We start from the raw sequence: 18,948 nt of genomic DNA, 5'->3' as shown, positions 1-18,948 counted from the left end.
CCAGGCTTCGACACCCCAGCCCGAACCGGCCCACCGGGTTCGGGAGCCTTTTGGATTGTTCTTGAAGGGAAGCAGTACCCATGACCTCCAACGCCGAGTGGCAGCGCCGCAGCCTCGCGAGCCTCTGGCACCCCTGTACGCAGATGCAGCGCGCGGCCACCACCGTGCCGCCGCTGCCCATGGTCCGCGGCCAGGGCCCCTGGCTGTTTGACGCCGAGGGCCACCGCTACTTCGACGCCCTCAGCAGCTGGTGGGTCAACCTCTTCGGCCACGCCGATGCCCGCATCGCCGCGGCCCTGAAGGACCAGCTCGACACCCTGCCGCACGTGATGCTGGCGGGCTGCACCCACGCGCCGGCGGTCGAGCTGGCCGAACGGCTCTCGGCGCGCACCGGCGGCGCGCTGGGCCATGCCTTCTTCGCCAGCGACGGCGCCTCGGCCGTCGAGATCGCGCTGAAGATGAGCTTCCACCACTGGCGCAACCGCGGCCGCATCGACAAGGGCGAGTTCGTCTGCCTCAAGCAGGGCTACCACGGCGAGACGCTGGGCGCGCTGGCCGTGACGGACGTGCAGGTGTTCCGCGACGCCTACGACCCGCTGCTCATGCGCGCGCACCAGGTGATGTCGCCGGACGCGCGCCAGGCCCGGCCCGGCGAGAGCGCGGCCGACGTGGCGGCACGCGCCGTGGGCGAGGTGGAGATGCTGCTGCGCGAGCGCGGCGAGCGCGTCGCCGCCGTGATCGTCGAGCCGCTGGTGCAGGGCGCGGCCGGCATGGCAATGCACGATCCGTCGTACCTGCGCGCGCTGCGCGCGCTGTGCACGCGCTTCGACGTGCACCTGATCGCCGACGAGATCGCGGTGGGCTGCGGGCGCACCGGGACCTTCTTCGCCTGGGAGCAGGCACTGCCCGAGGACGCGTCGGAAGCAGAGCGCCGCGCCGCCTGGCCGGACTTCATCACGCTGTCCAAGGGCATCAGCGGCGGCTTCCTGCCGCTGTCGCTGGTGCTGAGCACGGATGCCGTCTTCCAGGCCTTCCTGGACGAGGACGTGGCGCGCGGGTTCCTGCACTCGCACTCCTACACCGGCAACGCCCTCGCCTGCCGCGCGGCGCTGGCGGTGCTCGACCGCTTCGACCAGGAGGACGTGCTGGGCCGCAATGCCGTGCAGGCCGAGGCGCTGACGCACGCGCTGCAGCCGCTGCTCGATGACCCCCGGGTAGAGCACCCGCGCCGGCGAGGCATGATCTGGGCCTTCGACGTGCGCGCCGAGCATGCGGGCGGCAACTTCGCCGAGCGCTTCCACCTGGCGGGCCGGCAGCAAGAGCTGCTGATCCGCCCCATCGGCCGCACCGTGTACCTCATGCCGCCCTACGTACTGGACGAGGCGCTGTCGGCCTGGCTGGCGCAGCGCCTGCAGGCCACGCTCACGGACGTGCTGGAGCACCCCGATGCTGATCGAACACATCAACCGCCGACTGCTTGAGCTCGACGCCGCGGCGCTGCGCCGCCGACTGCGCACGGCCGAATCGCCCTGCGCGCCGCTGCAGTCCTTCGAGGGCGAGCACGGCGGCGAGCCGCTGCTGGCCTTCTGCAGCAACGACTACCTGGGCCTGGCGCACCACCCCGCGCTGATCGAAGCCATGGCCGAGGGCGCTCGGCGCTGGGGCACCGGCAGCGGCGCCTCGCACCTGGTCAGCGGCCACATGCGGCCGCACGCGCAGGTGGAGGAGCTCATCGCGCGCTGGTTCGCGCCGCACATCCCGCACGCGCGCGCGCTGCTGCTGGGCAGCGGCTTCGAGGCCAACCTGGCGCTGACCACGGCGCTGGGCGACGGCAGCGCCACGCTCTTCTGCGACAAGCTCAACCACGCCTCGCTCATCGACGGCGCGCGGCTGGCCGAGGGCGAGGTCAAGCGCTACGCGCACGGGCGGCTGGACGTGCTGGCGCAGCAGCTGACCGCCTGCACCACGCCGATCAAGCTGATCGTGACGGACGCGGTGTTCAGCATGGACGGCGACATCGCCGACCTGCCCGGGCTGCTGAAGCTGGCCGAGGCGCACGACGCCTGGCTGATCCTGGACGACGCGCACGGCCTGGGCGTGCTGGGCGAATCGGGCCACGGCTCGGTGGAGCACTTCGGGCTGCGCAGCGAGCGGCTGATCTGCATGGGCACGCTGGGCAAGGCCGCGGGCGTGTCGGGCGCCTTCGTGGCGGCGCACCCGGCCATCATCGAGTGGCTGATCCAGAAGGCGCGTTCCTTCATCTACACCACGGCCTCGTCGCCGGCGCTGGCGCACACGCTGCTCGCGAGCCTGAGGCTGATCGAGAGCCCCGAGGGCCGGGCGCGGCGCGCGCGGCTGCTGGGGCTGATCGAGCAGCTGCGCACCGGGCTGCGGGCGCTGGTGGACGTGCAGCCGGGCTGGAAGCTGTGCGAGAGCCACACCGCGATCCAGCCTCTGGTCGTGGGCGACAACGACACCGCGCTGAGCCTGTCCACGGCGCTGCGCCGGCGCGGCCTGTACGTGCCGGCGATCCGTCCGCCCACGGTGCCGGTGGGCACGGCACGGCTGCGCATCACGCTCAGCGCCGCGCACACGCCGGCACAGGTGGAGCAGCTGCTGCTGGCGCTGGCGCAGGTCATGGGAGAGACAACATGAGCGGCATCACGCACGAGGGCCTGCGCGGCTGCTTCGTCACCGGCACCGACACGGGCGTGGGCAAGTCCCACGTCAGCGCGGCGCTGCTGCACTGGCTGGGCCAGCGCGGCCACCGCGCCGCCGGCTACAAGCCCGTGGCCTCGGGCCTGGAGCGCGACGACCAGGGCCGGCTCTTCAACGACGACGTCGAGCAGCTGCGCCGCGCCGGCAGCGTGCCGTTGCCGGCAGCGCTGATCGGCCCCTGCCAGCTGCACACGGCCTGCGCGCCGCACATCGCCGCCGAGATCGACGGCGTGAGCATCGACCGCGTGGCGCTGCTGCGCGGGGCGCAGGCGGTGGCCCAGCGGGCGGACTTCATCGTGGTCGAGGGCGCGGGCGGGCTGGTGATCCCGCTGGGCGCCGACTGGGACAGCACGCAGCTCATGCGCGCGCTGGGCCTGCCCGTGGTGATGGTGGTCGGCCTGCGGCTGGGCTGCCTGAACCACGCCATCCTCACCGCGGACGGCCTGGCCCAGCGCGGGCTGCGCCTGGCGGGCTGGGTGGGCAACCTCATCGACCCCGGCATGCCGTACCTGCAGCGCAACGTCGAGACGCTGCGGGACGAGCTTTCGCGCCGCCACCAGACGCCCTGCCTGGGCGTGGTGCCGCACCTCGCCAACCCCGACCCGGCGGCCGTCGCGCAGCACCTGCACGGCACCGCCCTCCAGGGCCTCTTCGGCCTGGAGTGACAATCCACCCCCTTCTCCAGAACCCATTCCCGAGCAGTAAGGACGCCATGAGCACCGTTGCCACCATTTCCGTTGACTCCCTGCGCCGCACGGTGCCTGCCGCTGCGGTCGAGAAGAAGCCGGGCCGCTGGTCCGTGGCCGAGGTGCAGGCGCTGTACGAGCTGCCCTTCATGGAGCTGATGTTCAAGGCCCAGCAGGTGCACCGCGAGCACTTCGACCCCAGCGAGGTGCAGCTCTCCACGCTGCTGTCGATCAAGACCGGCGGCTGCGCCGAGGACTGCGGCTACTGCCCGCAGTCCTCGCACTTCGACACCGGCGTGGAAGCGTCCAAGCTGATGTCGATTGCCGAGGTGATGGGCGCCGCGCAGGCCGCCAAGGACCAGGGCGCCTCGCGCTTTTGCATGGGCGCGGCGTGGCGCAGCCCCAAGGAGCGCGACATGGAGCGCGTGACCGAGATGGTGCGCGGCGTGCGCAGCCTGGGCCTGGAGACCTGCATGACGCTGGGCATGCTGGACAAGGAGCAGGCCGAGCAGCTCAAGGACGCGGGCCTGGACTACTACAACCACAACCTCGACACCTCGCCGGACAACTACAGCAACATCATCCACACCCGCACCTACCAGGACCGGCTGGACACGCTGTCCAACGTGCGCGACGCCGGCATCAACGTGTGCTGCGGCGGCATCGTGGGCATGGGCGAGACGCGCACGCAGCGCGCGGGGCTGATCGCGGAGCTGGCCAACCTGGAGCCCTATCCGGAGTCGGTGCCCATCAACAACCTGGTGCCCGTGCCGGGCACGCCGCTGGCCGACAGCGAGCCGCTGGACCCCTTCGAGTTCGTGCGCACCATCGCTGTGGCGCGCATCACGATGCCCACCACCATGGTTCGCCTCTCGGCCGGGCGCGAGGAGATGGACGAGGCGCTGCAGGCGCTGTGCTTCATGGCCGGCGCCAACTCCATCTTCTACGGCGAGCGGCTGCTGACCACGGCCAACCCGCAGGCCGAGAAGGACCGCAAGCTCTTCGAGCGCCTGGCACTCAAGCCCCAGGGCCAGCGCCCCGAGGTGCAGGCGCACGTGGACGTGTCGGGCGCCGTCGGCCGATGAGCGCGCTGCTGGCGCCGCGCGAGGCGGTGGCGCCCTTCGTCGACCTGGCGTTCCTGCAGGACCCGTACCCGGCCTACCGCGCGTTGCGCGAGGCCGGGCCGATCCACTGGAGCGAGGAGTTCTTCGGCGGTGCCTGGCTGCTCACGCGCCATGCCGACGTGGAGTCCGCGCTGCGCGACCCGCGCCTGTCGGCCCGGCGCACGGGCGGCTGGGTAATGCGCTGCGCCGACGACCGCGCCGAGCTCACGCCCATGCAGCGGCTGTTCACGCGCTGCCTGCCCTTCCTGGACGCGCCGGACCACACGCGGCTGCGCAAGGTGCTGCAGCCGGCCTTCCGCCCGGACCGCATGCTCGCGCTCAAGCCCGTGACGCAGATGCTGCTCGACGAGCTGCTGGACGAGGCGGGCGAGGACTTCGACTTCATGACGGCCGTCGCGCGCCCGCTGCCGGCGCGCGTGATCGCGCGGCTGATGGACGTGGACGCCTCGATCTACGCCGACTTCACGCAGTGGAGCGAGGACATCGCCGCCTTCCTGGGCGCGGTGAGCCCGACGCAGGCGCACGTGCGCGCGGCGCAGCGCAGCGTGGTGGCGCTGGCGAGCTACTTCGAGCGCGAGCTGCTGCCGCATCGGCGCAAGGCGCTGGGCGACGACCTGGTGAGCCAGCTGCTGCGCGCACAGGCCACCGGCGAGGTGGAGGACGGCGCGGAGCTGCTGGCGCAGTGCGCGATGCTGCTGTTCGCCGGCTACGAGACCACGCGCCACCTGCTGGGCAATGCGGTGCACGCGCTGCTGACGCACCGGGAGCAGTGGGAGCGGCTGCGCGAGCAGCCGGAGCTGCTGCCCAACGCGGTGCGCGAGCTGCTGCGGCATGACACGCCGGTGCAGTGGTCGGGCCGCCGTGCGATGGGGGATTTCACGTTGCAAGGGCAGCGCATCCGTCGCGGCGAGCTGGTGATCGCGTTCATTGGCGCGGCGAACCGCGACCCGGCGCGGCACGAGGCACCGGACCGGCTGGACGTGGCACGGGCCAACCCGGGCTCTCTGTCCTTTGGCACCGGGCCGCATGTGTGCCTGGGCGCGTCGCTGACGCAGCTGGAGACGCAGACGGTGCTGTGGACGCTGCTCAGGAAGCGGCCGAACCTGGCGCTGCGCGGACGCAGCAGCCGCACGCAAAGTCCGCTGTACCGGGGGTTCGTCAGTCTGCCGGTGGGAGGATGAAGCCAACAGGCGCAGTGCCGTGAAGCCTGCGCCAAGGGGGCTTCATCCTGAAACCGCCCTCCTGAAGCCCGCCCAGGGCCTCATCGCAGCCCGCCAGATGGGCCGGCCGTACAAGCGTCGGCCGCCCACCAGCCGCTCATCAGGTTGTCAGGCTTGCACCGCGCCATGACCTGCGCGCTGGCCTCCCAGGCATCGCGCCGCACCCCGAGGCCGGCATAGATGCCGTAGCCCTGTCCGGCCCTGATTTCCCCGCCGGCCTGCAGGCTCTCGCCGGCTGAAATGGCACCGGCGGCAACGATGCAGCCACCGCTCCTGATTCCCCAGTCGGCGTGCAGGTGGCCGTGGCATCGCAGGTCGGCGCCGGTTTCAATGCCATTGGCCGATTTGACGTCTCCCAAGCCTGTCAGGTGCCCACCAATCTTCATGCCTTTTTCGCAATGAATGGCACCATTCACGAGCATATCGCCCCCGATATTCATATATTCGCTTGCCTGCAAATCTCCTTCACAGAAAAGATCCCAGGCTGCACGCAGGAGGCCGCCGCAGACAATACGGCCTCGCGCCGTAATTCCCCAACCGGCCCTGATGTCTTCACCGGCCTTCACGGCGCCGTCGCACCAAATCGGTCCGCCGGCCCTTATGTTCTCTCCCGCCTCGACGAGCGTGCCGGCTCGGATGCCACCACCAGCCCTTATCGAGCGGCCGGCCCGCACAATGGAATCGGCATTTATGCTCCCGTGCACGTCCAATGTGCCGGCAAAGACAATAGCGTCCGTTTCCATCTGGTCCACATGGAGTATTTCGTCCGTGGGTCCGAATTTTTCGAGCAGCCACAAGGCATCATTGACCCGTTCATGGGCAACGAGCGCGTCCAGCAATGGCTGGTAATTGCTGCCGTCCTGATGATGACGCAAGAACCAGCGGAAGCCATCGGCGCAGGGGCGCTTGCTCTTGATGAAATCTTTGGTGAGGTCCATGGCAATGCAAATCTGAAAATCCACGGTGGCAGTCCACCGGCTTCGTCGCATCAGCGCTCGCTTGCGCTGCAAACGTCTGGCTGCGTCCTTGACAGATAACCATAGGGCAATTGTAGGAAGTCGCAGTGCACTTCCTTGGCGAGGCGGTGGGACAAATCCCATGAGACGAAGCTGCTCAGGACGGACGGTTTGCTGCTTTCGATGATGAGCAGATCCGATTCGCTGGCCTGGGTTTGAACCAGGATGCCCTGGAACGGGTCTTCAGCCCCGGCGAAATACCTGATGCGGTTCCGCCGCGTGCTCAGCACATCCTTCACCTGGAGCAGTTGCGCATGATGGCGACGCCGGCCCTGCCTGCAGTAATGCTCGATCCTGTCGTCCTGGGATCTCAAGTCTCCGCCGTTTGCACGCTGCACCGTTCCCCAGGCGCAAAACACTTCTAGCATGGAGTCGATTTCGAAATCGCAGGCGTAGCGCAAAAGCTTTCTCGACTTCGAGGAATAATCGGCCACGACCGTCGTTATTGCATAGGGTTTCAGGAAAACGTTTTTCACCACCAGCGTGGGACAACAGCTGTGACGGATCAGGCGCTCAGGGCTGATGCCCTGCATCCTGCTCCCAGCGTTGCGGTCGTTGAACCCGTCAAACACCAGCAGATCAACGGCAAGCGTTTTCTCGATCACGTGGTTCAACGTCCTGGCCTCGTAAAACATGGCACATACTTCTATGCCATGGCGGGCGGCAAGCTGGCACCCGCGCTCGGACAAGCGAGCCAGGCGTTCCGCCAGCCGCGGGTGAGGCGATTGACTCAGATACATCAACTGCAGGGTTGCGCCCTGGTCGGCGGCAATCATTGCAGCCCGGTCGAGGGCAAACTCAGCCCCGATGGAAAAGTCTGTCAGGGCCAATATGGACTTGATATCCACGAAAAATCCCTCCAATACGCGACGCGGTTCGCGCTTGAAATTCCTGAACAGCATCGAAGCCGCGGCTGCGCGCCGCGGGCCCAAGGCGGCAGCTCAGTGGCAGTCGGCACCCAGGGGTGCGGCGGTGCGGCGAATCCAGTTCTCGTCTTTGCGAACCGCTTGGGCTTCGATCTGCACGGGCGGGCGCGGCACCGAGGGTGCCTCGTCCAACTGCGCCAATGCCAGGCGCGGGATGGCGAGCACGTCGCACCGGGCCTTGGCCACCACCTCCCGGACCACGCTGCCCAACAGCGAGCTGCCGGCCGCGACTAGTCCCTGCCCTTCCTTGCCCATGACGATCAGGTCGGCAGCAACGGCTTTCTGCCGTTCCAGGCACAGCACCAACGGGTCGCCGTGGCCGACCGAGCACTGAACCTCCTGGCTGCCTGCGCGCGAAGCCATCGCTGCCAGCCGCCGCAGGCATTTCTCGCGCGAGCTCGCGACGTAGCGGAGGATGGCGTCGGCGGGTACCTGGGCCGCGCGCATCTTCGTCTCCCGATGCGTGCTCAACGCGTGAAAGACGTCCACTGACGCATCCGACACCATGCCCATCGCCAGGCGCAAGGAAGCCTCACCGCAGGCGCTGAAGTCGGTGGGCACCAACACCTGCGCATACGCCGCCGTGGCGGGCGCCTTGACCACGAGCACCGGCTTTCGGGACCGTTGCAGCAGCCGCTGCGTGCGGGTGCCGAACACGCCATCGTGGAAGGGATTGCGGGTCTTGGCGCCGATGACCAGCAAGTCGGCCTCGGCCACGAGCTGGAACACCTGTTCGAGCGCATCGCCCATCCGCACCACCGCGGTGACATGGACGTCGTGATCCCGTGCCACCTCGGCTGCGAGGCGAGCCAGCGTGAGCTGGGCCCGGGTGACCAGGGAGTCGGCCTTGACCGTCGCGGCGAACAGTCCGTAGCGCCGCGTGAGCCGGGTAGGCTCCAGCACCTGCAGAAGAATCAGTCTGGCCTGGAAATGGGCAGCAAGAAGACCCGCGCGGCGCACAGCGTTGTGGGCGGCATGGGACGAGTCAACAGCAACCAGGATCGAGCGGAACATCGGCACACTCCGTGCGTGACAGCCGGCAGTGCAGCATTTGCAGCCGGCATGCGTAGGCCACCAGAGCGCGCAGCACTGACCGACCGCAGGCGGATCGCGCGGGCTCTGGACCTTGGACTGGTTGAGCGTGCATTCAATGCACGCCCGGCACTACGCCGCGTAGTTGCCGCTGGCCTCGGGCTGGAAGTGGATTGCCATTACGCGTGCCGCGTGTTCCCGTCCATCGGGTGCCAACCAGCGTGCAACCGAGCCCAAGCGCAGCCCCAGCAGACTCGAGCCGACCGGTGACAGCACTGAAACGACGCCTTCGCCGGGTTGTGCCTCGCTGGGATAGCCCAGCGTCAGCGTGTACTGCTCGGAGGTGGCCAGGTCTTGCACGAGCACCCGCGAGCGCATCGTCACGACATCGGGGGGAATGGCCTGTGACGGCAGCAAATCAGCGTCGTCGAGGAGCTCTTCGATGGTTTGCGCGATGCGCGGATCCAGCAGCCGCCTGTTGTGCGGCACAAGCTCCTGCAGCCGGGTGTGGTCCAGAACCGTGAGCGTACGCTGCTCGTACGTGGAGACTTCCATGGGACTTCCTGTCGCAAAGCCGACGCAGCGCTTGCCTGCAGGCGAGCGCGCGTCACAGCGCGGGGACTGTGGCCCGGCGATCGATGGTTTGCGCGAAGAAGGGGAAGTGTGATCGCCGGGCTTAGGGATGTGCGGCCGGCTCTAGGAGTCGCGCCGCCGCCCAGGCGAAGCTTGCAGGCATGCCCCACCGAGCGACCGTGAAGGTCGCCCGTTCAGCCGTGGCCAGCTGCATGGGGTTGCGGGTGCGGGAGATCATTGGCTCATCGTAGTGCAAATGCACGGCATGTCAAGGCTTGCGGTGCATGTAGATGCAAAAGCAACTTTGATGGAGCTTGTCGCTACAACGCTCTGCCAGCCGCTCACGCGCTGTAATCGCCGCTCGCCTCGGGCTGGAACAGCAGCGCCAGCACTTTGGCCTGGACCTCGCGTCCGGTGGGCGGCCACCAGCGAGCCAGGGCTCCCACGCGCTGGCCGAGCAGCGCACTGCCAAGCGGCGACAGCACGGAGACGAAACCGGGCTTCGAATCCTCGGGATAACACAAGGTCACCGCCATGGTGCCGTGGCCTGAGAGCCACTGCAGGAGCACCTGGGAGTTCATCGTCACCACGTCCCGCGGCACGCGGCGGCTCGGCACGATCATGGCGGTATCCAGCACATCGGACAGCGGCGGATAGGGCGCGGAGTCCGGCTCGGTGTGGCGTATCCAGCGTTGCACGCGGATGTGGTCGAGCTCGGTCAGGACGCGATCGTTCTCGCGGACAAGCGCATGGAGGCTCATACGGGTTCCTTGATGCAGTCAACAGGCGCGATGTTGTGGGCCCGGCGGTCAAGGAAAACGCGAAGTGGAAAAGGCTGACCGCCGGGCCTACGGATGCCGGGCCGTGCGGCCCGGCACGCACGCTCGTCGCGTGCGCACGGCGGTGGTCAGCAGAGTGTGCATGGCGACAAGCATAGCCCTGTCCGGACTCGATTCGGCCAAGTCCAAGCCAGGGGTAAGCCTACGCCGTGCCGAGCCTCATGCGGCAGCACGACCGCGAATCGCACGAGACGTGCCCAACTGCAGCAGCTCGATGCCCGAACGGCCTGGGCGCCCTGGCCTCAGACACGCAAACCCGTTGCTCCAGCAGCTTCTGGGGGTACCGGGACTACTCAGTCACGCGCCGGCAGTACCGTCCCCACGCATTCGCCAAAGCCGATGCGCACCGCGCCGGGCTTCTCGCACCAGCCGCGGATGACGACGCTGTCGCCGTCCTCCAGGAAGGTGCGCTGTTCGCCGCCGGGCAGCTGCAGCGGCTGCTTGCCGCCTGCCGTGAGCTCGATGAGAGCCCCGGCCTGATCCGGCGTGGGGCCCGAGAGCGTGCCGCTGCCGAACAGGTCGCCCGGCTGCAGGTTGCAGCCACCCACTGTGTGGTGCGCCACCATCTGCGCCACCGTCCAGTAGGCATGGCGGTAGCTGGTGCGGCAGATCGTGGCGGCGGCGCTACCCGCCTCGCGCAGGCGCGGCGTAAGCAGCTCCACCTGCAGCTGGATGTCGAACGCGCCCGTGTGGCGGTTGGCCTCGCAGTCCAGGTAGGGCAGCGGCTGCGGGTCGCCCTCGGGACGAACGAAGGGCACGCGGAACGGCGCCAGCGCCTCCAGCGTCACGATCCACGGCGAGATGGTGGTGGCGAAGCTCTTGGACAGGAACGGACCCAGCGGCTGGTATTCCCAGGCCTGGATGTCGCGTGCGCTCCAGTCGTTGAGCAGGCAAATGCCGAAGACATGGTCCTCGGCCTCGGTGATGGCCACCGGCTCGCCCAGCGTGTTGCCGCTGCCGATGAAGACGCCCAGCTCCAGCTCGATGTCCAGCGCCCGGCTGGGGCCCGCCACCGGCTGCGCCGCGCCCACGGGCAGCGTCTGGCCCACCGGTCGCCGGAAGGCCTGGCCCGAAACACCGATGCTCGACGCGCGGCCGTGGTAGCCGATGGGCACCCACTTGTAGTTGGGCAGCAGCGGGTTGTCGGGTCGGAACAGGCGGCCGATGTTGGTGGCGTGGTGCACCGAGGTGTAGAAGTCCGTGTAGTCGCCAATACGCGCGGGCACGTCGTACTCGGCTTCGGCTTGGGGCACCAGGCAGGTCCGCAGCGGCTCCTGTTCGGCCGCGCCCTGGCGCAGCGCGCGCGACAGTGCCAGGCGCAGCGCGGCCCAGGCCGGCCGGCCCAGCGCCATGAGCGCATTGAGCTTGTCTTGCGAGGCGGCGCGCACCGCCTCACCGGCAGCGCCGCCGATCTCGCCGGACGCGGCCACTGCTGCCAGGTCCACGATCTGGTCGCCGATCGCCACCCCGCCGCGGAAGGCTTCCGCACTCCCCTTGCGGCGAAAGACGGCAAAGGGCAGGTTCTGGATGGGGAAGCCGGTGTCAGCCGTGTTGGCCGACGCCACCCAGCTGCGCAGCGCCGGGTCGTGGGTCTCGTTGAGAAAGGTCATGGCTCGGAATCCTCAAGCGCCGGCGCTGCCGTCATGCATCCAGGCGGCGTGCGTCGGCGCCCGCTTGGTGCGGCTCCACTCTTCCAGCATGTCCCACTTCACGTCGTCGAGCTTTCGCATCATCTCGGGCGTGCCGCAGTCGGCGGCCAGCTCCAGGCGGTGGCCGTTGGGGTCGAAGAAGTAGATGCTCTTGAAAATGGTGTGGTCCGTGGGACCGATTACCTCGATGCCGGCGGCCTCCAGCCGCGCCTTGGTCGCCAGCAGCGTGTCCACCGAGTCCACCTTCAGCGCCAGGTGCTGCACCCAGCTCGGCGTATTGCGGTCGCGGTCCATCGGCGGCTGGCTGGGCAGCTCGAAGAAGGCCAGGATGTTGCCATTGCCCGCGTCCAGGAAGATGTGCATGTACGGGTCGGGCGCCTTGGTGGAAGGCACCTCGTTCTCCGCGATGGCGAGCACGAACTTCATGTCCAGGTGCTTGCCGTACCACTCGACGGTTTCCTTCGCATCCTTGCAGCGGTAGGCGACGTGGTGGACTTGCTGGATCAGCATGGGATCTCCGGTAGGTGTGTAGTGGGCTCGGGCTCACAGGTCGCGCAGCGCGGCTTCGACCTGCTGCAGGAACACTTCGGCATCGCCCAGCGCCTGGGCGTTGAGCAGCGCCAGCTTGGCGAGGAAGAGTTCCGACTTGTCGCCGGCGGCGTCGATGGCGGTGGACAGGCGGTCGTAGACGGTCTCAAGCCCGGCGATGTCGAGCGTGGTGTTGGGGGCGGTCATGGGGGGTCTCCTCAGCGCGGCAGGGCGGCGTCAAAAGCGGCTTGCAGCCGGGTTGCATCGAGCGTGAGCCAGCGGGCGCACACGTGCTGGTCGGGGCGCAGCAGGTACGCGCCGCCGCTGGCGCGCACGCCGTAGTGCCGGCGCACGTGCCCGTCGGCATCCGCCAAGGCCAGGTCCGCGCCGGCCACGGGCTGCGCGGCGCCAATGGCCACGACGCGCAGCGGCACGCCACGCGCGCGCACCGTGTCGATGACCTGCAGCAGCGGCGCCGGGATGGCAGCGGCTTCGGTGAAATACAAAAGGTCGAAGCCGCCGCCCAGGTGGTCGAGCAGGAAGTCATCGGCGCCCAGGCGCACGTTCTGCGGCGGCGCGCCATGGGCCGGGCCGGCGGTGAACAGCGCGTTGTCGTCGCCGCGGCTGTTGAGCATCGAGCCGGTGTACTCGTGCGGCCGCGAGGTGCGCCAGTGGTAGAGCGGACGCACGAACTCCTGCGTCAGCGACAGGGACAGCACCGCGTCGCGCAGCAGCTTGAAGCCGCGGCTGGGCGGCGCCATGAAGCGCGTGCTCTTGCCCGCCTCGTCGATGATCTCGCGCGCCGCGCCCACGCGCTCGGCGCTGAAGTTGGCCAGCAGCTTCTTCCCGGCCAAGCCCTTGACCACGAAGGCCAGGTGCCAGGCCAGCGACTGCGAGTCCTGGAACGCGGTGTTGGCGCCGCGCACGCCGAAGATCGGCAGCAGGTGCGCCGCGTCGCCGGTGAAGAGCACGCTGCCGTGCACGTAGTCGGACAGCGTCAGGGTGCGCGCCGAATACACCGAGCACCAGTCCATCTCCCAGCTCGCGCCGGCGTGGCCGATCATGGCCAGCTGTGCGTCGATGCGCTGCTTCAGCGACTCGGGCTTCAACGCCTCCTCGGGCGACTCGCCGGCAGGCAGCTGGTAATCCACGCGCCAGATGCCGTGCGGCTCGCGGTGCATCAGGATGGTGTTGTCCGGGTTCCACTCGGGATCGAAATAAGCCAGCCGCTCGGTGGGCAGCGGCAGGTCCACGCGGATGTCGGCGATGACGAAGAAGCCTTCGTAGGAGGCTCCCTCCATCTGCAATCCCATCGCGGCGCGGATGGCCGAACGCCCGCCGTCGGCCGCCACCACCCAGTCGCTCTCCAGCGTGTACGGACCCGTGGGCGTGTCCACCTCCAGCCGCGCGAAGCCGTCGAGCTGCTCCAGCTTCGTGAGCTTGTTGCCCCAGCGCAGGTCGATCAGCTTGCTGGCCTCGCAGGCATCCAGCAGGTACTCCTCCAGGTACTGCTGCTGGATGTTGATCATCGGGAAGAAGCGGTCGTCCGGAGCGTGCGGCGCATCCATGCGGAACACGCGCTGGCCGCGGTAGAACGAGTTGCCGAAGCGCCAGGGCAGGCCGTTCTCGGTGATGCGCTGCGCCACGCCCACCTGCTGCAGGATCTCCATCGAGCGACGCGTGAACACGATGGCGCGGCTGCCTTGCGACACCTGCAGCTCCGCGTTGAGCACCACGCTGGGCACGCCCAGGCGGGCCAGCTCCAGCGCGGCGACCATGCCGGCCGGCCCCGCGCCCACGACCACCACCTTCTGCCGCGGCTGCGCGGCATTCGCCGAGGGCAGCCAGGGCTTGTGGACCTGATAGTCGTAGTAGATGGAAGGACGCGGCTCGGTGGTCGGGTTGTGCATGCTGTTGTCTCCGGTGTGGCGGTGCGCTTGCGTGGGACAAAGCTCCTTGCGGAGCAGGCGATCCGCACGACGCAAGGCCCATAACATCTGTGCGTACAACTATTTTGGGCGCATGCCCCCAGAAGGTCCAGAACGTAGTTCTACTTAGTTGTACGCGCAGATGTTATTGCGTAAAGTCAAGCCAGAAGACGGCAGCCGGCACCCCGCCGCACGAGCCGCCCGCACCATCCCCATTCACCAGGAGACTTCATGACCACCATCCGCGCCCCGCGCCGCTCGCTCGTTCTCGCCGCCCTGGCGCTGCCCCTGGCGGCCATGGCCTTCCCCGACAAGAGCATCGAGTGGGTGGTGCCTTATCCGGCGGGTGGCGGCTCCGACGTGGTGGCGCGCACGCTGGCCGAGCCCATGGGCAAGGCGCTGGGCCAGACCATCGTCGTCAACAACAAGCCCGGCGCGGCAACCAACATCGGCGCCGACTACGTCGCCAAGGGCAAGGCCGATGGGCACCTCATGCTCACGGCCGACACGGCGACGCTCGCGGCCAATCCGTTCCTGTACTCGAAGCTCTCCTACAACGTCGAGAAGGACTTCGCCCCGGTGGGCCTGATGGCGCGCTTCCCGATGCTGCTGGTGGTCAACACCTCGGTGCCCGTGAAGAACCTGGCCGAGTTCACCGCCTGGGCCAAGCAGCAACCGCAGCCGCCGGCCTACGCCACGCCCGGCTCGGGCAGCCCGCACCACCTCGCCACCGAGCTGTTCCGCGAGCGCGCCGGACTGAAGTTCACGCACGTGCCCTACCGCGGCGCGGCACCGGCGGTGCAGGACGTCATCGGCGGCCAGGTACCCTTCATGTTCGCGGACAGCGCCAGCGCTTACCCGCACATCCTCTCCGGCAAGCTGCGCGCCATCGGCGTGGCCAGCCCCAAGCGCGTGGCAGGCTTCGACACCGTGCCGACGCTGCAGGAACAGGGCATCAAGGACTTCGAGGCCTACGCCTGGCAGGGCCTGGTGGTGCCGGCCGCCACGCCGCCGCAGGCCATCGCGACGCTGAACAAGGCCCTGGTCTCGGCGCTGCAAAGTACCGCCGTCAAGGCCCGCTTCCAGACGCTGGGCCTGGAGGCCATCCCCAGCTCGCCGCAGGAGATGGCCGCCTACGCCAAGAGCGAGCGCGAGAAGTGGGGCAAGGTCATCCGCGCCAACGACATCCGCCTCGACTGAAGATGGCTGCCCGCCAGAAGGAGCAGGACTTCCGGCTGGAATGCACCGTCACGCACCGGCTGCACACGCTGTCCAAGCTCACCGACCGCCTGAGCCAGGCGGCCTACCTGGAAGCCACGGGCATCCCGCTCAACGAGGGACGCACCCTGGCGGCGGTAGGCGCATTTGCACCGCTGTCAGTCAATGACCTGGCCCGGCTGGCGAACCTCACCAAGGGGCAGGCCAGCCGCGCGGCACAGACCCTGGTGGACCAGGGGCTGGTCCACAAGCAAAGCAACGCCATGGACGCGCGCGGCGTGGTGCTCACGCTCACGCCGCAAGGACAGCAGTTGTGGCGCCGGCTCAAGGGCGTCATCCAGGCACGCAACGAGGACATCACCGCCTGCCTCGACGAAGCCGAGCGCCGGCAGCTCGACGGGCTGCTGGACCGGCTCGTGGCGCATGCGACGGCAGCCGCGGGCGAGGAGCCGTAGCGGGCGCTGGCAGCCCCCGGTCACCCCCGCGCCCGGTACTCCGAGAAGATGTTCAGCTCGACGTGCCGCTCCACCCCGGTCAGCCCGCTGCTTGCCAGCGTCTGCATGACCTGCTGCGGCGGCACGCAGGCCTCGATCGTGTCCCAGTAGTAGCGCCAGAGCATGGGCGTGTCCTTGGCGCGCGACACGGCCCGCGCCAGCAGCGGCACCACGCCGCGCATGTAGGCCTTGAGCAGGGCATGGCCCAGGCGGCCCTCGGGGCGGGTGATCTCCAGGATCAGCAGCTGGCCGCCCGGCTTGAGCACGCGGCGGAATTCGGCGGCCGCCGCGCTGAAGTCGGCGATGTGGCGCAGCGCGTAGCCCATCACCACGAAGTCCGCGCTGGCGTCGGGCACCGGGATGTCCTCGGCCCGACCCAGCCGGCACTCCACCGGCTGCTCGAAATGGGCCTGGCCCATCATCCCGGCGCTCGGGTCCACGCCCACCAGGCGGTGCGGCTCGCCCGTGATCTTCAGGATCTCGCGCGACACCAACCCGGTGCCCATGCCCACGTCCACCACCTGCAGCCCCGGCTTCAGCCCGGCGCGCAGCAGCGCCTGGCGCCGGTACCACGAGCCCGTGCCCAGGCCCAGGATCTTCTCCAGCCGGTTGTAGTCCACCGCCGTGTCGTCGAAGGTGCGGCGCAGGAAGGCCTCGCGCTTCGCCGCGTCGTCAGGCTGGTAGTACGCGGGCAGGGGTGCGTGAGGCAGGTGAACCGGCGCGGCGTCGCGATCGGGCGAGGAAGGCTTCATGGTGGCAGCGGGGCCGGCGGCTCGCGCCCGGCCGGGTAAGTAGGCCGCCGATGCTACTGTCGCGCCCCCAGCATCCTTCCAGCCCGCGGCATGCCTGGGCCACCGCAAGGGCCACCGGACGTGCCAGCCACCTGAACCGTCCCGCCCCATGGGCCGGGACGCCCGCGGCATGGGCGCGACATCTGCTTTGAACCTGGACGAAGGCGCCAAGACGACCTGATGAAACCGCAAGCCCTCCGCATCTACGCCGGACCTGCCGCACGCGCGCGCCTGCGCGAGCGCGGCCTGCGCGCCGAAGAGGTGCGCGTCGTGCCCGCCGCGGCCGCCGGCCCCAAGGGGCTGGTGCTGCACCCCCTGGACCGCTTCCTCTTCGGCCACTGGCTCGCGCACGGCACGCAGCCCGTGCACCTGCTGGGCGCGTCCATCGGCGCCTGGCGCATGACCAGCGCCTGCCTGCCCGATGCCGATGCAGCCCTGGCGCAGATGGCGCACGACTACATCCACCAGCGCTACGAGCACCCGCCCAACAAGATGCCGGCACCGAGCCACGTCAGCGAGGTGTTCGGCGCCCTGGTGAACGAGCGCTTCGGGCACCGCAGCGCCGAAATCCTGGGCCACCCGCGCTTCAGGCTGCACCTGTTCACCTCGCGCGGGCGGCACTGGCTGCTGCGCCGCGAAGGCCGGTGGCGCACGCCGCTGGGCTGCGTGGGCGCGTTCGCGGCCAACGCGGTGAGCCGCGGGGCGCTGGGCGCCTGGCTGGAGCGCGTGGTCTTCCACGACGCGCGCACGCCCTCGCTGCCGCTGCAACTGCAGGACTTCCGCACGCAGCGGGTGGCGCTGGGCGCACACAACTTCTGCGCCGCGCTGCTGGCGAGCTGCTCCATCCCCTTCGCGCTCGACGCCGTGCACGACATTCCCGGCGCGCCGCCCGGCGCCTACTGGGACGGCGGCATTACCGACTACCACCTGCACCTGGACTACGCGTCCATGGACGAAGGCCTGGTGCTCTATCCGCACTTCCAGCGCCAGATCATCCCCGGCTACCTCGACACCCTGCTGCCCCGCCGCCGGCACCCTGACGACCGCCTGGCCAACGTGGTCGTGCTCGCACCCGACCCGGACTGGGTGCGCCGCGCCCTGCCCTACGGCAAGCTGCCGGACCTCGACGACTTCAAGGCCTACGCCGGCGATCTGCAGGGTCGCATCGCGGTCTGGAGCCGCGCCGTGACCGAGAGCCAGCGGCTGGCCGAGGACTTCGACGCGGTGCTGCGCCAAGGCCCGTTCGACGCCCTGCCGCTGGAGTGACCGACCGGGCCGCCGTGCTCAGCCGCGGGCGCGGTACTCCGAGAAGATGCCCAGCTCCGTGTGACGCTCGACGCCGCTCAGGCCGTGGCCGGCCAGCGTCTGCATGATCTGCGCCGGTGGCACGCAGGACTCGATCGTGTCCCAGGAGTAGCGCCAGAGGATGGGCGTGTCCCGGGTGCGGGCCACGGCGCGCACCAGCCAGGGCACCACGCCGAGCATGTAGGCCTTGAGCAGCGCGTGGCCCAGGCGGCCCTCGGGACGGCTGAACTCCAGGATCAGCAGCCGCCCACCCGGCTTGAGCACGCGGCGGAACTCGTCCGCCGCCGCGCCGACATCGCTGACGTGCCGCAGCGCGTAGCCCATCACCACGAAGTCCGCGCTGGCATCAGGCACCGGGATGTCCTCGGCCCGGCCCAGCCGGCACTCCACCGGCTGCTCGAAGCGAGCCTGACCCATCATCCCGGCGCTCGGGTCCACGCCCACCAGGCGGTGCGGCTCACCGGTGATCCGCAGGATCTCGCGCGACACCAGCCCGGTGCCCATGCCCACGTCCACCACCTGCAGGCCCGGCTTCAGCCCAGCGCGCAGCAACGCCTGGCGCCGGTACCACGAGCCTGTGCCCAGGCCGACGATCTTCTCCAGCCGGTCGTAGTCCACGGCCGCGTCATCGAACAGCCGGCGCACGAGGGCTTCCCGCTTGGAAACATCGTTGGGCTGGTCATACGCGGGCAGCGGCGCGTGCGGCTGGCGTACCGGCAAGGCGTCGCGATCGGGCAAACGGGAATGCGTCATGAAGGAGCCCTTGAAGGCGGCTCAGGAATGGAATGGGGGCAAGCGGCAACGAAGCTGGTGCCCGCTCGCGGCGGTTTTCAGCGCACACCGGCCAGGTCAGGCCCATTGACGCGAGCCTGGGGCAAGACAGCCGTGATGCAACACAACA

Annotated in this window: 19 protein-coding genes; 8 read left to right on the top strand and 11 right to left on the bottom strand. The window is 69.2% G+C overall.

Annotation, left to right across the window (positions count from 1 at the left end; translation table 11 throughout):
• Positions 1-80: 80 nt before the first annotated feature.
• The 5 genes from bioA to H537_RS0129885 are packed head-to-tail and all read left to right on the top strand — an operon-like array spanning position 81 to position 5,709.
• Positions 81-1,481, top strand: coding sequence for an adenosylmethionine--8-amino-7-oxononanoate transaminase (gene bioA, locus H537_RS0129905; RefSeq protein ID WP_084151034.1), 1,401 nt, complete (start codon positions 81-83; stop codon positions 1,479-1,481).
• Positions 1,447-2,655, top strand: a complete 1,209-nt coding sequence (bioF, locus tag H537_RS0129900; RefSeq protein ID WP_029000806.1) for an 8-amino-7-oxononanoate synthase — start codon at positions 1,447-1,449, stop codon at positions 2,653-2,655. The genes bioA and bioF overlap by 35 nt, the downstream gene beginning before the upstream one ends.
• Positions 2,652-3,383, top strand: coding sequence for a dethiobiotin synthase (bioD, locus tag H537_RS0129895; protein ID WP_029000805.1), 732 nt, complete (start codon positions 2,652-2,654; stop codon positions 3,381-3,383). Before bioF ends, bioD begins: the two co-directional genes overlap by 4 nt.
• Positions 3,384-3,430: 47 nt before the next feature.
• A complete protein-coding gene (bioB, locus tag H537_RS0129890; RefSeq protein ID WP_029000804.1) occupies positions 3,431-4,489 on the top strand; it encodes a biotin synthase BioB in 1,059 nt (352 codons plus the stop codon).
• Complete coding sequence (locus H537_RS0129885) at positions 4,486-5,709, top strand: cytochrome P450 (protein WP_029000803.1); 1,224 nt, start codon at positions 4,486-4,488, stop codon at positions 5,707-5,709. Before bioB ends, H537_RS0129885 begins: the two co-directional genes overlap by 4 nt.
• 80 nt (positions 5,710-5,789) lie before the next feature.
• Here H537_RS0129885 and H537_RS0129880 read toward each other — a convergent pair whose 3' ends face one another.
• The 9 genes from H537_RS0129880 to H537_RS0129840 all read right to left on the bottom strand — a co-directional run bounded on the left by H537_RS0129880 (position 5,790) and on the right by H537_RS0129840 (position 14,221).
• Entirely contained in the window at positions 5,790-6,710 is a 921-nt protein-coding gene (locus H537_RS0129880; protein ID WP_310733034.1) for a hypothetical protein, read from the bottom strand.
• A 26-nt stretch (positions 6,711-6,736) separates the two neighbouring features.
• Positions 6,737-7,666 (bottom strand): universal stress protein, encoded by a 930-nt coding sequence (locus H537_RS0129875; RefSeq protein ID WP_156902007.1) that lies wholly within the window; start codon positions 7,664-7,666, stop codon positions 6,737-6,739.
• A gap of 39 nt (positions 7,667-7,705) precedes the next feature.
• Positions 7,706-8,704 carry a universal stress protein gene (locus H537_RS0129870; RefSeq protein ID WP_084151033.1) on the bottom strand — a complete coding sequence of 333 codons (999 nt, stop codon included), beginning with the start codon at positions 8,702-8,704 and terminating at the stop codon, positions 7,706-7,708.
• A 150-nt stretch (positions 8,705-8,854) separates the two neighbouring features.
• Complete coding sequence (locus tag H537_RS0129865) at positions 8,855-9,277, bottom strand: GreA/GreB family elongation factor (protein ID WP_029000799.1); 423 nt, start codon at positions 9,275-9,277, stop codon at positions 8,855-8,857.
• 359 nt (positions 9,278-9,636) lie between these two features.
• On the bottom strand, positions 9,637-10,056 hold the full coding sequence (locus H537_RS0129860) for a GreA/GreB family elongation factor (protein WP_029000798.1): 420 nt from the start codon (positions 10,054-10,056) through the stop codon (positions 9,637-9,639).
• Positions 10,057-10,427: 371 nt separating this feature from the next.
• A complete protein-coding gene (gene fahA, locus H537_RS0129855; RefSeq protein WP_029000797.1) occupies positions 10,428-11,744 on the bottom strand; it encodes a fumarylacetoacetase in 1,317 nt (438 codons plus the stop codon).
• Positions 11,745-11,756: 12 nt separating this feature from the next.
• The gene (locus tag H537_RS0129850; protein ID WP_029000796.1) at positions 11,757-12,293 is read right to left on the bottom strand and encodes a VOC family protein; all 537 of its coding nucleotides are present in this window, start codon (positions 12,291-12,293) and stop codon (positions 11,757-11,759) included.
• Positions 12,294-12,326: 33 nt separating this feature from the next.
• Entirely contained in the window at positions 12,327-12,518 is a 192-nt protein-coding gene (locus H537_RS0129845) for a hypothetical protein (RefSeq protein ID WP_029000795.1), read from the bottom strand.
• Positions 12,519-12,529: 11 nt separating this feature from the next.
• A complete protein-coding gene (locus H537_RS0129840; protein WP_029000794.1) occupies positions 12,530-14,221 on the bottom strand; it encodes an FAD-dependent monooxygenase in 1,692 nt (563 codons plus the stop codon).
• Positions 14,222-14,470: 249 nt separating this feature from the next.
• Between H537_RS0129840 and H537_RS0129835 the strand changes: the two genes are divergently transcribed.
• Both H537_RS0129835 and H537_RS0129830 read left to right on the top strand, forming a co-directional pair.
• Positions 14,471-15,439: a Bug family tripartite tricarboxylate transporter substrate binding protein gene (locus H537_RS0129835; protein WP_029000793.1), complete on the top strand. Its 969-nt coding sequence runs from the start codon at positions 14,471-14,473 to the stop codon at positions 15,437-15,439.
• A gap of 2 nt (positions 15,440-15,441) precedes the next feature.
• On the top strand, positions 15,442-15,912 hold the full coding sequence (locus tag H537_RS0129830) for a MarR family winged helix-turn-helix transcriptional regulator (RefSeq protein WP_029000792.1): 471 nt from the start codon (positions 15,442-15,444) through the stop codon (positions 15,910-15,912).
• 20 nt (positions 15,913-15,932) lie between these two features.
• Here H537_RS0129830 and H537_RS0129825 read toward each other — a convergent pair whose 3' ends face one another.
• A complete protein-coding gene (locus H537_RS0129825; protein ID WP_029000791.1) occupies positions 15,933-16,703 on the bottom strand; it encodes a class I SAM-dependent methyltransferase in 771 nt (256 codons plus the stop codon).
• A 219-nt stretch (positions 16,704-16,922) separates the two neighbouring features.
• Between H537_RS0129825 and H537_RS0129820 the strand changes: the two genes are divergently transcribed.
• On the top strand, positions 16,923-18,008 hold the full coding sequence (locus H537_RS0129820) for a hypothetical protein (RefSeq protein ID WP_029000790.1): 1,086 nt from the start codon (positions 16,923-16,925) through the stop codon (positions 18,006-18,008).
• 18 nt (positions 18,009-18,026) lie between these two features.
• On the opposite strand, the gene H537_RS0129815 is transcribed toward H537_RS0129820, so the two are convergent.
• On the bottom strand, positions 18,027-18,800 hold the full coding sequence (locus H537_RS0129815; RefSeq protein WP_051243612.1) for a class I SAM-dependent methyltransferase: 774 nt from the start codon (positions 18,798-18,800) through the stop codon (positions 18,027-18,029).
• Positions 18,801-18,948: the final 148 nt, after the last annotated feature.

The sequence above is a fragment of the Azohydromonas australica DSM 1124 genome (assembly GCF_000430725.1).
Lineage (GTDB): Bacteria > Pseudomonadota > Gammaproteobacteria > Burkholderiales > Burkholderiaceae_C > Azohydromonas > Azohydromonas australica.
The sequence above is the reverse complement of the archived record's forward strand: the minus strand, read 5'-3'. Positions and strand labels throughout refer to the sequence as shown.

Bases quoted from the DNA above. Each gene is read 5' to 3' on its own strand.
- bioA (WP_084151034.1), top strand. From the start codon at position 81: ATGACCTCCAACGCCGAGTGGCAGCGCCGCAGCCTCGCGAGCCTCTGG.
- bioF (WP_029000806.1), top strand. From the start codon at position 1,447: ATGCTGATCGAACACATCAACCGCCGACTGCTTGAGCTCGACGCCGCG.
- bioD (WP_029000805.1), top strand. From the start codon at position 2,652: ATGAGCGGCATCACGCACGAGGGCCTGCGCGGCTGCTTCGTCACCGGC.
- bioB (WP_029000804.1), top strand. From the start codon at position 3,431: ATGAGCACCGTTGCCACCATTTCCGTTGACTCCCTGCGCCGCACGGTG.
- H537_RS0129885 (WP_029000803.1), top strand. From the start codon at position 4,486: ATGAGCGCGCTGCTGGCGCCGCGCGAGGCGGTGGCGCCCTTCGTCGAC.
- H537_RS0129875 (WP_156902007.1), bottom strand. From the start codon at position 7,666: ATGCTGTTCAGGAATTTCAAGCGCGAACCGCGTCGCGTATTGGAGGGA.
- H537_RS0129870 (WP_084151033.1), bottom strand. From the start codon at position 8,704: ATGTTCCGCTCGATCCTGGTTGCTGTTGACTCGTCCCATGCCGCCCAC.
- H537_RS0129865 (WP_029000799.1), bottom strand. From the start codon at position 9,277: ATGGAAGTCTCCACGTACGAGCAGCGTACGCTCACGGTTCTGGACCAC.
- H537_RS0129860 (WP_029000798.1), bottom strand. From the start codon at position 10,056: ATGAGCCTCCATGCGCTTGTCCGCGAGAACGATCGCGTCCTGACCGAG.
- fahA (WP_029000797.1), bottom strand. From the start codon at position 11,744: ATGACCTTTCTCAACGAGACCCACGACCCGGCGCTGCGCAGCTGGGTG.
- H537_RS0129850 (WP_029000796.1), bottom strand. From the start codon at position 12,293: ATGCTGATCCAGCAAGTCCACCACGTCGCCTACCGCTGCAAGGATGCG.
- H537_RS0129845 (WP_029000795.1), bottom strand. From the start codon at position 12,518: ATGACCGCCCCCAACACCACGCTCGACATCGCCGGGCTTGAGACCGTC.
- H537_RS0129840 (WP_029000794.1), bottom strand. From the start codon at position 14,221: ATGCACAACCCGACCACCGAGCCGCGTCCTTCCATCTACTACGACTAT.
- H537_RS0129835 (WP_029000793.1), top strand. From the start codon at position 14,471: ATGACCACCATCCGCGCCCCGCGCCGCTCGCTCGTTCTCGCCGCCCTG.
- H537_RS0129830 (WP_029000792.1), top strand. From the start codon at position 15,442: ATGGCTGCCCGCCAGAAGGAGCAGGACTTCCGGCTGGAATGCACCGTC.
- H537_RS0129825 (WP_029000791.1), bottom strand. From the start codon at position 16,703: ATGAAGCCTTCCTCGCCCGATCGCGACGCCGCGCCGGTTCACCTGCCT.
- H537_RS0129820 (WP_029000790.1), top strand. From the start codon at position 16,923: ATGAAACCGCAAGCCCTCCGCATCTACGCCGGACCTGCCGCACGCGCG.
- H537_RS0129815 (WP_051243612.1), bottom strand. From the start codon at position 18,800: ATGACGCATTCCCGTTTGCCCGATCGCGACGCCTTGCCGGTACGCCAG.